General features: G+C 67.3%; 14 protein-coding genes and 1 tRNA gene. 11 read left to right on the top strand and 4 right to left on the bottom strand.

The annotated features are described in order from the left end of the window. The first annotated feature begins 71 nt into the window (after positions 1 to 71). On the top strand, positions 72 to 800 hold the full coding sequence (locus tag ACWF0M_RS22315) for a pentapeptide repeat-containing protein (RefSeq protein WP_452237599.1): 729 nt from the start codon (positions 72 to 74) through the stop codon (positions 798 to 800). 33 nt (positions 801 to 833) lie between these two features. Here ACWF0M_RS22315 and ACWF0M_RS22310 read toward each other — a convergent pair whose 3' ends face one another. Beyond that, positions 834 to 1,124, bottom strand: coding sequence for a hypothetical protein (locus ACWF0M_RS22310; protein ID WP_452237598.1), 291 nt, complete (start codon positions 1,122 to 1,124; stop codon positions 834 to 836). A gap of 80 nt (positions 1,125 to 1,204) precedes the next feature. Here ACWF0M_RS22310 and ACWF0M_RS22305 point away from each other — a divergent pair. From ACWF0M_RS22305 to ACWF0M_RS22270, 8 genes are all read left to right on the top strand, one after another. After that, positions 1,205 to 1,287 (top strand) — tRNA-Leu (locus tag ACWF0M_RS22305). A 93-nt stretch (positions 1,288 to 1,380) separates the two neighbouring features. Next, positions 1,381 to 2,091, top strand: a complete 711-nt coding sequence (locus ACWF0M_RS22300; protein ID WP_452237597.1) for a transcriptional regulator — start codon at positions 1,381 to 1,383, stop codon at positions 2,089 to 2,091. A gap of 15 nt (positions 2,092 to 2,106) precedes the next feature. Continuing rightward, complete coding sequence (locus ACWF0M_RS22295) at positions 2,107 to 2,694, top strand: ANTAR domain-containing response regulator (protein ID WP_452237596.1); 588 nt, start codon at positions 2,107 to 2,109, stop codon at positions 2,692 to 2,694. Between the two features lie 340 nt (positions 2,695 to 3,034). Continuing rightward, positions 3,035 to 4,276 (top strand): branched-chain amino acid ABC transporter substrate-binding protein, encoded by a 1,242-nt coding sequence (locus tag ACWF0M_RS22290; protein ID WP_452237595.1) that lies wholly within the window; start codon positions 3,035 to 3,037, stop codon positions 4,274 to 4,276. A gap of 84 nt (positions 4,277 to 4,360) precedes the next feature. Further along, on the top strand, positions 4,361 to 5,677 hold the full coding sequence (locus ACWF0M_RS22285) for a branched-chain amino acid ABC transporter permease (protein WP_452237594.1): 1,317 nt from the start codon (positions 4,361 to 4,363) through the stop codon (positions 5,675 to 5,677). Further along, the gene (locus ACWF0M_RS22280; protein WP_452237593.1) at positions 5,674 to 7,392 is read left to right on the top strand and encodes a branched-chain amino acid ABC transporter permease; all 1,719 of its coding nucleotides are present in this window, start codon (positions 5,674 to 5,676) and stop codon (positions 7,390 to 7,392) included. The genes ACWF0M_RS22285 and ACWF0M_RS22280 overlap by 4 nt, the downstream gene beginning before the upstream one ends. Next, on the top strand, positions 7,389 to 8,363 hold the full coding sequence (locus ACWF0M_RS22275) for an ABC transporter ATP-binding protein (RefSeq protein ID WP_452237592.1): 975 nt from the start codon (positions 7,389 to 7,391) through the stop codon (positions 8,361 to 8,363). Before ACWF0M_RS22280 ends, ACWF0M_RS22275 begins: the two co-directional genes overlap by 4 nt. Beyond that, a complete protein-coding gene (locus ACWF0M_RS22270) occupies positions 8,363 to 9,079 on the top strand; it encodes an ABC transporter ATP-binding protein (RefSeq protein ID WP_452237591.1) in 717 nt (238 codons plus the stop codon). The genes ACWF0M_RS22275 and ACWF0M_RS22270 overlap by 1 nt, the downstream gene beginning before the upstream one ends. Before the next feature lie 18 nt (positions 9,080 to 9,097). On the opposite strand, the gene ACWF0M_RS22265 is transcribed toward ACWF0M_RS22270, so the two are convergent. Continuing rightward, positions 9,098 to 9,838: a DUF554 domain-containing protein gene (locus tag ACWF0M_RS22265; RefSeq protein ID WP_452237590.1), complete on the bottom strand. Its 741-nt coding sequence runs from the start codon at positions 9,836 to 9,838 to the stop codon at positions 9,098 to 9,100. 115 nt (positions 9,839 to 9,953) lie between these two features. Between ACWF0M_RS22265 and ACWF0M_RS22260 the strand changes: the two genes are divergently transcribed. Next, positions 9,954 to 10,544 carry an N-acetyltransferase family protein gene (locus tag ACWF0M_RS22260; protein ID WP_452237589.1) on the top strand — a complete coding sequence of 197 codons (591 nt, stop codon included), beginning with the start codon at positions 9,954 to 9,956 and terminating at the stop codon, positions 10,542 to 10,544. Here ACWF0M_RS22260 and ACWF0M_RS22255 read toward each other — a convergent pair. Beyond that, a complete protein-coding gene (locus ACWF0M_RS22255; protein ID WP_452237740.1) occupies positions 10,507 to 10,896 on the bottom strand; it encodes a hotdog fold thioesterase in 390 nt (129 codons plus the stop codon). The genes ACWF0M_RS22260 and ACWF0M_RS22255 overlap by 38 nt on opposite strands. Before the next feature lie 114 nt (positions 10,897 to 11,010). On the opposite strand from ACWF0M_RS22255, the gene polA reads away from it, so the two are divergent. Then, positions 11,011 to 13,692, top strand: a complete 2,682-nt coding sequence (polA, locus tag ACWF0M_RS22250; RefSeq protein ID WP_452237739.1) for a DNA polymerase I — start codon at positions 11,011 to 11,013, stop codon at positions 13,690 to 13,692. On the opposite strand, the gene ACWF0M_RS22245 is transcribed toward polA, so the two are convergent. Beyond that, positions 13,689 to 14,162 carry an NUDIX hydrolase gene (locus tag ACWF0M_RS22245; protein ID WP_452237588.1) on the bottom strand — a complete coding sequence of 158 codons (474 nt, stop codon included), beginning with the start codon at positions 14,160 to 14,162 and terminating at the stop codon, positions 13,689 to 13,691. The genes polA and ACWF0M_RS22245 overlap by 4 nt on opposite strands. Between the last annotated feature and the right edge of the window lie 127 nt (positions 14,163 to 14,289).

Here is a 14,289-nt window from a genome sequence, read left to right as displayed (position 1 = left end):
ACCGCTTAGCCCCTGCCCCGCCGCGGGGGGGGGGGGCCGGGCCCCCCCCCGCCTCGACTACTTTTCGGTCCGTGGACGATCTCAAGAAGGCCAAGTTGCGCGGCGAGGACCATCGCGGGTTCCGGGCTGTGGGGCTGCGCTGGAGGGGTAGCCGGATCGAGGGGTGCGATTTCTCGGGCGCCTCGCTGCGGGATCTGCGGATCTGGGACACGAAGGTGGCGGACTCCTCGTTCGCCGGCGCCGACCTGCGGGACGCCGTACTGGGCAGCTGGCACCGGAAACGCCGGAACGAGTGGCAGCGGGTTTCCTTCGCCGGCGCCGATCTCCGCGGCGCCGTACTGATCGGTGCGCTCTTCGACGGCTGCGACTTCTCGAAGGCTCGCCTCGACGGCGTCCAGTTCGAGCAATGCGATCTCCGCGACTGCACCTTCGCCGGTGCACTCCGCGATGTCGTCTTCGACTGCCGCCCCCGACCCGACCGCCCGGTCCCGGCGCCGCTGCGCAACCTGGATTTCGGTGCGGCAGCCTTCACGCATGTCGAGTTCTGGGACGCCCACCCCGACAACGTCGTACTCCCCGCCGACCCCGGCCTCGTCTTCATCCCCAACTACCGCCCCGCCGCCCGACGCGCGCTGGCCGCACTCGAGTCGGACCCGTCACCCGAAGCTCACGTCCTCCGAGCCGAACTGAAAAACGCCCTCAAAGGCCCCGGAACAGACACCGGCGCCACCCTCCACAACCCCCACGACTACGGTTCCCCAACCCTAGCCACCCTCGCCCACCACCACCTCACAACCTAGCCCTTCGGCCCCGGCCCGGCCGCACAGGAACAGTTAGGGGTACGCGGCAACGATCTCCTGCTGCCAGTCGGCGAGCGCGATCGTACGGCGGTGCCGCGACAAACATCCGTCACCGAGATACAGCCCAAGAAGATGCGCGTACGACGAGGTGTCGAGAGGCCCGCTTCCACACCGCGGGCAGATACTCAGCGGCGTCGGACGTACCTTGCCGTCCCGCCAGTCCCGAAGCGCCGCCCGACAGACCCCGAGCCGCTTGCTGATCGCATTCAGCCTCTCACCGGCAGCCATCGCCGCGAGTGCGATCTCCCGAGTGCGGCCACGCAAGACCTCCGACCTGCAGCGCAGGGCGGCAGGGCGATGAGCGGAATCGTGCGAATTGCGGCTAGAGTTTCTCCTGCAGCCTTGCCGGGTTGGTGGAATGGCAGACACGACGGACTCAAAATCCGTTGCTCGCAAGGGCGTGTGGGTTCGAATCCCACACCCGGCACAAAACTGTCGGTGGTCTTCGGGACGATGTGGCATGGGGCACATCAGGTCACAGGAGACGGTGGATTCTGCATTGCGAATGTCGGACGAGGGCATGTCCGATCGGGTGAATGCCGAGATCCACGGCGTTGCGATCAAGACGATCCGGCGTTGGCGGCGGCTCTATCAGCGGCGTGGGTTACCGCGGGGGACCGGCTTCCAGGGAACGCCGTGTCCGCGGTGTGACGGGGCCGAGCTGGACGAGGCGGCGTACGCGCTGCTGCTCGGTTGGTACCTGGGCGACGGGCATATCGCGCGTGCCCGTCGCGGAGTATTCACGCTGCAGATCGCCAACGACCAGAAGTACCCGGACCTCAACCGGGAGATCTTCGAGACCATCAAGCTGGTCAAGCCGACCGCGAGTCCGTGCCCACGCCGCGGCGTCGGCGCGATCCTGACGGAAGCTCGCTGGAAGCACTGGCCTTGCTTGTTCCCTCAGCACGGTCCGGGCTTGAAGCATCTACGGAAGATCGAGCTGGCGGACTGGCAACTGGAGATTGTTGCCAAGTACCCCGAACAGCTGCTGCGCGGGCTGTTTCACTCCGATGGGTGTCGGTTCGTGAACTGGGCGAGTAAGCCGGACGGTAGGCGGTACTACTACACGCGGTACATGTTCTCGAACGAGTCGGAGGACATCCGGAGGATTCTCACGGATGCGCTGGACCAGTTAGGGATTGCTTGGCGGCAGCCGCGGCGGAATGCGATCGCGGTGAGCCGGAAGGAAGCGGTTGCCGCGTTGGATGTGTTCGTGGGGCCGAAGAGGTGAGGTGGGGTCGCTAGGGTGTGCGGTGTGACTGCTAAGCGTGTGGTGATTGCCGAGGACGAGGCTTTGATTCGGATGGATCTGGCTGAGATGCTCGCGGAAGAGGGGTATGACGTCGTCGGGCAGGCGGGGGACGGCGAGGAGGCTGTGCGGCTGGCGATCGAGCAGCGGCCGGACCTGGTGATTCTCGACGTGAAGATGCCGAAGCTGGACGGGCTGAGCGCGGCGGAGAAGATCGCGGGGGAGCGGATCGCGCCGGTGCTGATGCTGACCGCGTTCTCGCAGCGGGAGCTGGTCGAGCGGGCGCGGGACGCCGGCGCGATGGCGTACCTGGTGAAGCCGTTCTCGAAGGCCGACCTGCTGCCCGCGATCGAGATCGCCGCCTCGCGGTACGTCGAACTCGCTGAGCTGGAGCGGGAGGTCGCCGACCTCGCCGAGCGGCTGGAGACCCGCAAGCTGGTCGACCGGGCGAAGTCGATCCTGCAGACCAAGTTCGGGCTGTCCGAGCCGGACTCGTTCCGGTGGATCCAGAAGACCGCGATGGACAAGCGGGTCTCGATGCGTCAGGTGGCCGAGTTGGTCGTCAACGAAGCCGGCGATTCCTGATCGGGCAGACAGCACTGCCCGCGATGGCAAAAATCCGAGTCCGCCGCCTCCCGTATCGGCGTGTCGTGACCGTGCGCTGAACGCGATGGCGCCTTCGTGACGAATCGTGACAGTCACCCTGGTTGACAGCCGCCGGATCTCACCCAGGACTACTGTTTGCTGACCGTACGTCACTGAGTGACCCCCTGAGTCAGCATTCAGGTGACAGGACGATGCTTACCGGGGTAACGACCTCACAACACAGCCGATGCGCTGTTCGCTTGGAACCATCGCTGGGTCTAACCTGCGGGTGCTCGTGGCAAATGCGCGAGAGTCCCGGATTCGCTGGGACTATCCAGACATGGGAGGAACAGTGCACCAGCGTTCCGTAGTACGGGTCGGCGCGTCGCTGATCGTTGCGTCGTTGGCCCTGACTGCCTGCGGCTCACGCAGTGACAACGGCTCTGGCGGGGGCTCCGGAGGTTCGACCAAGACCGCGAAGATCGGCGTCATCGCGCCGCTGTCGGGAGACTTGTCGGCTCTGGGTCTGGGTATCCAGCACTCCGTCGAACTCGCTGTGAAGCAGGCCAACGATTCCAACGCGATCCCGGGCTGGAAGCTCGAGGTGGCGCCGAAGGACGACGAGGGCAAGACCGAGCCGGGCAAGAACGCGGCGACCGCGCTCGCCAGCGACAAGGACGTCATCGGCGTCGTCGGCACGCTGAACACCAGCGTCAGCCAGCAGGTCCAGCCGGTCCTCGCGCCGAAGAACATCGTCCAGGTCTCCCCGGCCAACACCGGCCCCGGCCTGACCCAGGGCGCCAAGTGGCAGACCGACCCGAAGCGTCCGTACCCGACGTACTTCCGGACCTGCACGACGGACGCCGTCCAGGGTCCGTTCGCGGCGCGGTACCTGTACGAGACCGCGAAGATCACCAAGGTCGCCACGATCCACGACAAGAAGGCGTACGGCCAGGGCCTGGTCGGCACCTTCACCGACGAGTTCAAGAAGCTCGGCGGTCAGATCGTGTCGGCGCAGACGATCAACCCGGACGAGTCGAACTACCAGGCCGTGATCTCCGCGGTCAAGCCGTCCAGCCCGCAGGCGATCTACTACGGCGGTGAGTACCCGAACGCCGGGCCGCTCTCGCAGCAGATGAAGGCCGCCGGCCTGAACGTCCCGCTGATGGGCGGCGACGGCATCTTCGACCCGAAGTACATCACGCTGGCCGGTAAGACGGCCGACAACGACCTGGCCACCTCGGTCGGCGCCCCGGTCGACAGCCTGGAGTCGGCGAAGAAGTTCGTCGCGGACTACAACGCTCAGAACTACAAGGAGCCGTACGCCGCTTACGGTGGCTACTCCTTCGACGCCGCGAACGCGATCATCGCGGCGCTGAAGACCTCGCTGAAGGACGCCAAGGACGTCGAGTCCGCGCGTAAGGCGACGGTCGACGCGATGAGCGCGGTCAGCTTCGAGGGTGTGACCGGCAAGGTCGCCTTCGACCAGTACGGCGACACCACTTCGAAGGTCCTGACCGTCTACAAGGTTGCCGCTGGCAAGTGGGCGACCGTGGAGACCAAGGACTTCGAAACCAAGTAAGCAGGGTCGACCTCATGTCTCGGGGGTGGGAGCAATCCTCCCACCCCCGTGGCATGTCATAACCGAGGCAGATGGGAGGTCGACGTGGACCAGTTCTTCCAGCAACTCGTCAACGGGTTGACCTTGGGCTCGCTGTACGCCCTGATCGCGGTCGGCTACACGGTGGTGTACGGCATCGTGCAGCTCATCAACTTCGCCCACGGCGAGGTGTTCATGATCGGCGCGTTCGGCGCGCTGACGACGTACCTGTTGTTCTTCAACGGCAAGACCGCCGTATGGATCCTGCCGATCATGATCATCGGCGCGATGATCGCGTCGGTCGGCACCGCGGTGCTGATGGAACGTGTCGCGTACCGTCCCCTGCGGAACGCGCCACGACTCGCACCGCTGATCACGGCGATCGGAATCTCCGTGTTCCTGCAGGAATTCATCCGGCTCTTCTACGAGTCGCCGGGTTGGACGGTCGTGGTGTTCGCCGGTCTGGCGATCGCCGTCGGCTACGTCGCCGGCGGACGGGTGGCCAAGGTGGACCTGAACCACCCGGTGTCCCGGTGGTTCGACCGTGCTCCGCTGCTCGGCGGCGCAGGTGGCGCCGTCGCTCTGTGGATCGTCGTACGGCTGCTCAACCGCGACCTCAACCCGCTGCTGATCGCGGGTGTGATCGTGCTCGGCGCGCTGGTCGGCACCGGCATCGGCCGGCTTGCCGGTCTTGCGGTACGCCGGAACGCCCGGGTCGAGGTACCGCTCCCGGCGATCGCTGCCGCCGCTGTCGGTGGCGCCCTCGTCGTCGAGATCGGCTGGGTGCTCTTCAAGAAGCTGATCACCCGCGTCGAGTGGCCGAGCGCCAAGCTGCGCATCCCGTTCCCGCAACTCGACGGGGTGACGGGCAAGGCGCTGCAGATCGGTGGTGTGACGATCCAGCGGTCCGCGCTCTTCACAGTCGGGGCGCTGGTGGTCTGTGCCGTCCTGCTCTGGTTCTTCATCAACCGGACCCGGATCGGACGGGGCATGCAGGCCGTCTCGCAGGACCCGGACACTGCACGGCTGATGGGGATCAACGTCGACCGGATCATCGTGGTCGCGTTCGCCCTCGGTGCGGTGCTCGCCGCCATCGCCGGCGTCTCCCAGGGGCTGCAGAACACCAACATCGACTTCCGGATGGGCTTCCTGGCCGGCCTGAAGGCGTTCACGGCCGCGGTGCTCGGCGGTATCGGCAACATCTACGGTGCCGTCGCCGGTGGTCTGGTGCTCGGCGTCGTCGAGGCGATGGCCACGCAGTACATCCCCGGCCAGTTCGGCGGTAGTACCTGGAAGGACGTGTGGGCGTTCGTCATTCTGATCCTGGTTCTGGTGTTCAGGCCGCAGGGCCTGCTGGGCGCGAGGGTGGTGGACCGCGCATGACCGATATCGAGACTCCCGTCGACGACATCTCGGAGGCTCCGGTGGCGAAGCCGGGTAAGCCGATCGCCTGGCCGCTGGGCGTGGCCGGCGTGGTGCTGGTGATTGCCGGTTCGTTCCTGTCCTGGAGCTACGACGGGCAGATCCTGAACGATCTGTCGGTCAACTTCTACCCGAACGGCCTGCAGATCCTGGCGATCATCCTCGCCCTGCTGGCGCTGGTCCTGCTGCTCGTCGAGAAGGGGCCGCTGGTCAAGTTCGGCGCGTGGCTGGACGCGACCCTCGGGCTACGCGCCCTGGGTGTCGGCCTCGTGGTGTACATGGTGGTGACCCTGGTCGCGATCTCGGTGGAGTCCGACGGCCTGATCAACGTCAACCCGGGCGGGTACGTCACGCTCGTTGGCGCCGCACTGGTCGCGGCGTCGGCGTGGCTGCTGCCGTTGCGGCAACTGCAGGACCTGAGCGAGGCGCGGACGCCGGCCTGGTTCGAGATCCTGTCGATCGCGGGCCTGATGGCAGCTCTGCTGTTCGTCGCGGCGTACGCGCTCGCCCAGACCGAGGCCTGGCCGCTCATCCTGTGCCTCGTGTTCGTCGGGGCTGCTGCGACCAGCCTGTTCCGGACTGGGGTGATGACGTTCGTGAGCCACGCCGGGCAGCGGCACCGCAAGGTGCTGACGCTGGCGGCGTTCGCGGCCGCGTTCCTGTTCCCGTTCACCCAGAACGGGGACGACACCAACATGTCGATCGCGGGCGCGGTGCTGGTGTTCAGCGCCACCGCGATGGGCCTGAACATCGTGGTCGGCCTGGCCGGCCTGCTGGACCTCGGGTACATCGCGTTCCTGGGATCGGGTGCGTACGTCGCGGCGACGTTGTCGACGTCGGCGTTCGCGACCATCGGCTGGAAGCCGCCGTTCCTGATCGTGGTCCTGGTCGGCGCCTGTGTGGCGGCGCTGCTCGGCCTGATCATCGGTTCGCCGACGCTGCGGGTCTCCGGTGACTACCTGGCCATCGTGACGCTCGGCTTCGGTGAGATCTTCCGGTTCTCGATGTTCAACCTGGACGGCAACAACGGCCCGAACCTGACCAACGGCCCGAACGGGATCCCGGGCATCCCGGACCTGGAGCTGTTCGGCTTCAACTTCGGCACCGACCACACGATCGCGGGGATCGACCTCACCAGGAACTCGAACTACTACTTCCTGCTGCTGGTCCTGATCGGCGGCGTCATCCTGGCGTTCTCCCGGCTGAACAACAGCCGGATCGGGCGCGGCTGGGTGGCGATCCGGGAGGACGAGAAGGCCGCCGAGGCGATGGGCGTGAACGTGTTCGGGCTGAAGCTGCTCGCGTTCGCGATCGGCGCCTTCCTGGCCGGTATGGCGGGCACGGTCAAGGCCCACCAGGACGGTGCGGTGAGTCCGGACCAGTACATCTTCCTGGAGTCGGCGTTCCTGCTGGCCGCGATCGTGCTGGGCGGTATGGGCACCATCGTCGGTGTGTTGCTGGGTGCAACGATCCTGAAGGTGCTGCCGGAGAAGCTGCGGTTCTTCCTCGAGTACCGGCTGCTGCTGTTCGGTCTGCTGCTGGTGCTGATGATGCGGTTCCGGCCCGAGGGGCTGGTCGCGAGCAGACGGCGGAAGCTGGAGTTCCACGAAGAGGACGAGGAGCTGGCCGTCGCGGTCGAAGAGGAACGGCTGATCGCGGTGGAGGAGGCGAAATGACGGTAACCGAAACTCAGGACACAGCCACGCGGTCGATCGGCGAGCCGGTCCTGGAAGCCTCCGGTGTGACCATGCGGTTCGGTGGTCTGCTGGCGGTCAACGACGTCAACCTGACCGTCCGCGAGGGCGAGATCGTCGGTCTGATCGGCCCGAACGGCGCCGGCAAGACGACCTTCTTCAACTGCCTCACCGGCCTGTACAAACCGACCAGCGGACAGGTCCGGTTCGCTGCCTTGCCGCGATCGAAGCCGCAGCGGGCCAGGTTCCTGCCGGTGTTGTCCCGGCGCGGAGGACTTGGCAATGTCGTCGAAGAGGTGCCGCTGCTCCCGGCGAACCAGGGGCTGACGGCGCCTGCGCCCGGGGTGATGGCGCCGCTGCCGCCGAAGCCGCGCGCGGTGGTGCGGGCCGGGATGGCGCGGACGTTCCAGAACATCCGGCTGTTCGCGAACATGACCGCGCTGGAGAACGTGATGGTCGGGCGCTACTGCCGGACCAGCGCGGGCGCGCTCACCTCGGTCCTGCACGGGCCGAAGTTCCGTTACGAGGAGGCGGCCACCCGGAAACGGGCGCAGGAGCTGCTCGAGTTCGTCGGGCTCGGCCGGTCGGCCGAGCACCTGGCCCGGAACATGCCGTACGGCGACCAGCGCCGGCTCGAGATCGCGCGGGCGCTGGCCACCGACCCGAAGCTCATCCTGCTGGACGAGCCGACGGCCGGTATGAACCCGCAGGAGACCCGGCAGGCCAGTGACCTGATCTTCAAGATCCGGGACTCCGGTCTGTCGGTCGTGGTGATCGAGCACGACATGCGGTTCATCTTCAACCTCTGCGACCGGGTGCTCTGCCTGGTCCAGGGTGCGGCCCTGATCGAGGGCACGCCCGAGGAGGTGCAGTCCGACCCGCGGGTGATCGAGGCCTACATCGGCACCGGCGAGGACGACGACGAGGACGACGTACCCGGAGGGGAGGTCTGATGGCCGCTATGCTCGAGGTCAAGGACCTGGAAGTTGCCTACGGCAAGATCCTTGCGGTGAAGAAGATCAGCTTCAGTGTGGAGCAGGGGCAGGTGGTGTCGCTGATCGGCACCAACGGCGCCGGCAAGACCACCACGCTGAAGACGATCTCGGGGCTGCTCCGGCCGACCGGCGGGGAGATCTGGTTCCAGGGCGAGCGGATCGACCACGTGGCGGCGCACGACATCGTCACCCGCGGTCTGGCGCATTCGCCCGAGGGCCGGCGGATCTTCCCGCGGCTGTCGGTCGAGGAGAACCTGATGCTCGGCGCGTTCTCCCGCCGCGATCCCGCGGGCGTGCGTTCCGACCTGCAGGCGGCGTACGACCTGTTCCCGATCCTGGGGGAGCGGCGCAAGCAGCCGGCCGGTACGTTCTCCGGCGGTGAGCAGCAGATGCTGGCGATGGGCCGGGCGATGATGAGCCGGCCGAAGCTGCTGATGCTGGACGAGCCGTCGATGGGTCTGTCACCGATCATGATGAAGCGGATCATGACCACGGTGACCGCGCTGCAGCAGCAGGGTACGACGATCCTGCTGGTCGAGCAGAACGCCCAGGCCGCGCTGAAGCGGGCCGACTACGGGTACGTGCTCGAGGTCGGGAAGGTCGTGCTGTCCGGCACCGGCCGCGACCTGCTGGTGAACGACTCGGTCCGTAAGGCCTACCTCGGCGAGGACTGAAACGCGGTTGCTGCTGGTTCAGTTGCGGATGACAACGAGCAACTGAACCAGCAGCGGCGCAACGATCAGCGCCGGAAGCAGGTCGGCCACGGCCACCTGCTTCAGCTTCAGCAGCCGCAGCGCGACACCGATGAGCATCACGCCACCTGTCGCGCCGAGCGCCGTCACATGCGCCTCCGGCAGTACGTCGCCCAGTACGGCGCCGACGGCCGTCATCAGACCCTGTACGACGAGGACGACCAAGGCCGACGCGGCGACGCCCCAGCCGAAGGATGCGGCGAAGGCGATCGACGTGAAGCCGTCCAGAACCGCCTTCAGGAACAGCTGATCCGCGCCGCGACCGAGTCCGTCGGACAGCGCGCCGAGAAACGTCAGCGGCCCGACGCAGAACACCATCGACGCCGACACGAACCCTTCGACGAAGGTGTTCTGCCCTTCGCCGCGGTCGAACCGGTGCTGCATCCAGGCGCCGAATCCCTCCAGCCGCTGCTCGATCCGGAGCAGCGAACCGGTGATCCCGCCGATCAGCATCGCGCCCAGCACGATCAGGATCGGGGCGCTGTCGCCGACCGCGTCGCTGAGTGCATGGTCGCCGACGGTGAGTGCAGAAGAAATTGCGATGAGCAGAGTGACCAGGCCGATCGCATCGGTGACGAGATCCCTGGTGCGGTGACTGAGCCGGTGTCCGACAAGTACGCCGAGTACCGAACCTAGGAGCACTGTCGCAACGTTCACGACGGTCCCGATCCCGATGAACAAACTGGTCTCCCACTCGACTTTGCAGGTGCCCCCCGAGGGCCTACTGTTGCGCGAGGACGAGCGTATCGGCCCGTCCGTTCACCTCGGGGGTGGACCGTACCGGGAGGTCGCTGTGGTGGCTGCCGTCGAGGTGAGGGACGCCCAGCCGGGTGACGCCGACGCGCTGGTGGCGCTGTGGCGTGAGCTCAGCACCGCTGCCGGCCTGCCGTCGCGGCTTCCGGCGCCGCCGTCGCCCGCCGCCGCCGAGGTTGCCGTCAGCAAGCATCTGGACGACCCGTTCGGCCGGCTGCTGGTGGTCGAGCTGGACGGTCACGTGCACGGTATGGCGTATCTGCGCCGGACCCTGATCAGTCCGCTGCACGACGACTCGACGGTCACGGTCGAGTACCTGCACGTCAGTGACACGTCCCGCCGGCACGGCCTCGGCAAGGCGCTGATCGCGGAAGCGGTCAGCTGGGCCGAGCACGAGAGCTGCCTCCACCTGGCCGTGGTCGCGCCCGCGATCGCCCGCGAGGCGAATCGCTTCCTCGCCCGCCTCGGACTCGGGCAGGCCGGCGTACTGCGGTTCGCGAACACCCACACCGTCCGTCGCCGGCTCACCGCCGAGCACGCGCCGAACCTGCTCGCCCTGCTGTCGTCACGACGCTCGGCGGTCGCCCGTCGCGCGGTCAGCTCCCGGGCGGAGCCTGAATCAGCTGGCAAGTGATCCGGGCGGTGCACACCCGCTTGTCCCGGTCGTCGGTGACGACGATCTCGTACGACGTGGTCGTCCGGCCGAGGTAGATCGGTGTCGCGACGCCGGTGACGACTCCGTCCCGGACCGCGCGGTGGTGGGTCGCGTTGATGTCGACGCCGACCGCGACCTTCCCGTACGTCGCCGCGTGCAGGGCGGACCCGATCGAGCCGAGGCTCTCGGCCAGCACACAGGACGCGCCGCCGTGCAGCAGACCGTACGGCTGGGTGTTGCCCTTCACCGGCATCGTCGCGACGACCCGCTCCGGCGCAGCCTCGGTGACAACGATCCCCATCAGTTGCAGGAGCGTGCCCTCCATGCCCATACCCGGTCCCAGGTTCAGTTGATCAGTCACCCCAGCAGAGTACGCGGCTGTGACAGAACTGTCGGTGGGAACCACTAGAGTCGGGTTGTGGCTCCAGAAACGAACACGACGACGATGACCGACGGCCGGCCGCGGGTGCTGCTGCTGGACGGGCACTCCCTGGCGTACCGGGCGTTCTACGCGCTGCCGGTGGAGAACTTCTCCACCACCACGGGGCAGCACACCAACGCGGTGTACGGGTTCACCTCGATGCTGATCAACATGCTGCGCGACGAGCAGCCCACGCACATCTGCGTCGCGTTCGACGTGTCCCGCAAGACCTTCCGCTCCGAGCAGTACACGGAGTACAAGGCCGGCCGCTCGAAGTCGCCGGACGAGTTCAAGGGGCAGATCTCGCTGGTCAAGGAGGTGCTGGAGGCGCTCCGGATCCCGATGACGGAGATCGACGGCTGGGAGGCCGACGACATCATCGCGACGCTCGCCACGCAGGCGTCCGAGCAGGGCTTCGAGGTGTTGATCAGCAGCGGTGACCGGGACTCGTTCCAGCTGGTCAGCGAGGACGTCACGGTGCTGTACCCGAAGCGCGGCGTGTCCGAGATCGCCCGGATGGACCCGGCTGCGATCGAGGAGAAGTACGGCGTCGGCCCGCGGCTGTATCCGGATCTCGCCGCGCTGGTGGGGGAGCAGAGCGACAACCTGCCGGGCGTGCCCGGGGTCGGTCCGAAGACGGCGGCCAAGTGGCTGAACCAGTTCGGCTCGCTGAACGACGTGGTCGACCGGGTGAACGAGATCAAGGGCAAGGCCGGTGAGTCGCTGCGTGAGCACCTCGCCGACGTGATCCGGAATCGGCAGATCAACGAGCTGGTCCGCGACCTGACGCTGGACGTCTCGGTCGACGACCTGGTCCGGGTGCCGTGGGACCGGGAGAAGGTGCATACGCTGTTCGACAGCCTGGAGTTCCGGGTGCTGCGCGAGCGGCTGGTCGCCGAGCACGAGGAGGTCGACGCGGCCGTCGACCACGGCTTCGAGCTGGACGGTGTGCAGCTGAAGCCGGGCGAGGTCGGGGCCTGGCTCAAGGAGCACGTGAGCGGCGGTGACCGCGTCGGTGTCGCGGTGCAGGGCAGCTGGGGCGGCGGTACCGGTCAGATCACCGGTCTGGCGCTGGCGAACACGTCCGGTGCGGCGGCCTGGTTCGATCCGACCACGATGACGCCGGACGACGAGTCCGCCTGGCAGGCCTGGCTCGCCGACGAGAAGCAGCCGAAGGCTCTGCACGACGTGAACGGTCCGCTGCTCGGCTTCCTGGAGCGCGGCTGGACCCTCGCGGGCCTGAGCTCGGACACCCAACTCAGCGCGTACCTGGTCCGCCCCGACCAACGGGCGTATGACCTCGCCGACCTGACCGTGCGGTACCTCAAGCGCGAGCTGCGCACCGAGGAGGCCGAGAACGGCCAGCTCAGCTTCGACGACGTCGAGGGCGGGCCGGCCGCGGACCACACGATGCTGCGCGCCCGCGCGATCGCGGACCTCGCCGACACGCTCGACGCCGAGCTCGAGAAGCAGGCCGGTACGGCGCTGCTCGCGGACGTCGAGCTGCCGCTGATCCAGGTGATCGCCTCGATGGAGCGCGACGGGATCGCGGTCGACCGGGCGTACCTGGAGCAGCTCGAGGACCGGTTCGCCACCGGCGTACGGGAAGCGGCCACCTCGGCGTACGAGGTGATCGGGAAAGAGATCAACCTCGGGTCGCCGAAGCAGCTGCAGGTGGTGCTGTTCGACGAGCTGCAGATGCCGAAGACGAAGCGCACCAAGACCGGGTACACCACGGACGCGGACTCGCTGCAGGCGCTGTTCGAGAAGACCGAGCACCCGTTCCTGGCGTACTTGCTGGCGCACCGGGACGCGACCCGGCTGCGGCAGACGGTCGAGGGGCTGCTGAAGACGATCAGCCCGCGCGACGGCCGGATCCACACCACGTTCAACCAGACCATCGCGGCCACCGGCCGGCTCAGCTCGACCGAGCCGAACCTGCAGAACATCCCGATCCGCACCGAGGAGGGCCGCCGGATCCGGCAGGCGTTCATCGTCGGCGAGGGCAACGAGTCGCTGATGTCGGCGGACTACAGCCAGATCGAGATGCGGATCATGGCGCACGTGTCGAAGGACCAGGGCCTGATCGACGCGTTCAACTCCGGGATGGACTTCCACTCGGTGACCGCGTCGCGGGTGTTCTCGGTAGAGCCGTCGGCAGTGACCCAGGAGCAGCGCGCGAAGATCAAGGCGATGAACTACGGCCTCGCGTACGGACTGTCGGCGTACGGGCTGAGTCAGCAGCTGAAGATCGGCGTCGACGAGGCCAAGGGCCTGATGGACGAGTACTTCGAGGGCTTCGGCGGCGTCCGGGACTACCTGCGGTCGATCGTGATCGACGCCGGCAAGACCGGGTACACCGAGACGATTCTGGGCCGCCGCCGGTACCTGCCGGACCTGACCAGCGACAACCGGCAGCGCCGCGAGATGGCCGAGCGGATGGCGCTGAACGCGCCGATTCAGGGCTCGGCCGCGGACGTCATCAAGATGGCGATGCTGAAGGTCGAGCGGTCGCTGCGCGAGTCCGGCCTGAAGTCCCGGATGCTCCTCCAGGTCCACGACGAACTCGTCTTCGAGATCGCCCCCGGCGAACGCGAGGCCCTCGAGAAGCTGGTCCGCCACGACATGGGTCACGCCGTCGAAATGGACGTCCCCCTCGACGTCTCAGTAGGCATCGGCCGCACCTGGCACGAGGCTGCCCACTAAGAGGTCGCGAACACCGGTTGCGGATCGGGGGAGAGCGCTCGCTGGATGCAGACTCGCTCCCGGTCCGTCAGGTCCGGTAGGGCGTTCAGGGGCCACCAGCGGACGTCCAGGGACTCGTCGTCGTTGACTCGCGGGTCGCCGCGGAGGGGGCGGCAGCGGAAGCAGAGGTCGAGGAACTGGACCTGGTCGCCGTTCGGGTAGCTGCCGGGTGGGAGTGACTCGACGCTGACCAGGCGTTCGACGACTGCTTCGACCGCGGTCTCCTCCTGGATCTCGCGGACCAGTCCGACGGCCGGCTGCTCACCCGGCTCGAGGATGCCGGCGACCAGGCTCCATCGGCCGTTGTCGGCACGTTCGACGAGGAGCACCTCGTCCCGGTCGTTGAGCACGACCGCGGTCAGGCCGCTCAGCCACAGCAGGTCGTGCCCGATCTTCTCGCGCAGGTCGAGGATGAACTTCGGCGTCGGCATGACCAGCACCCTACCGAAGCCGTGATGCGTCCGGAGGCTGCAAGAAATCGTCAGTTAAACGTTCAGCGGCAAGCGCTTGCACGAAAGATCCCGACAGTGAGCGGCCGATCTCGGTCAGTAGTGCCCG

The sequence above is a fragment of the Kribbella sp. NPDC055110 genome, assembly GCF_053607525.1.
Note: the sequence above shows the minus strand (reverse complement) of the source record. Positions and strands in the feature narration are given on the sequence as shown.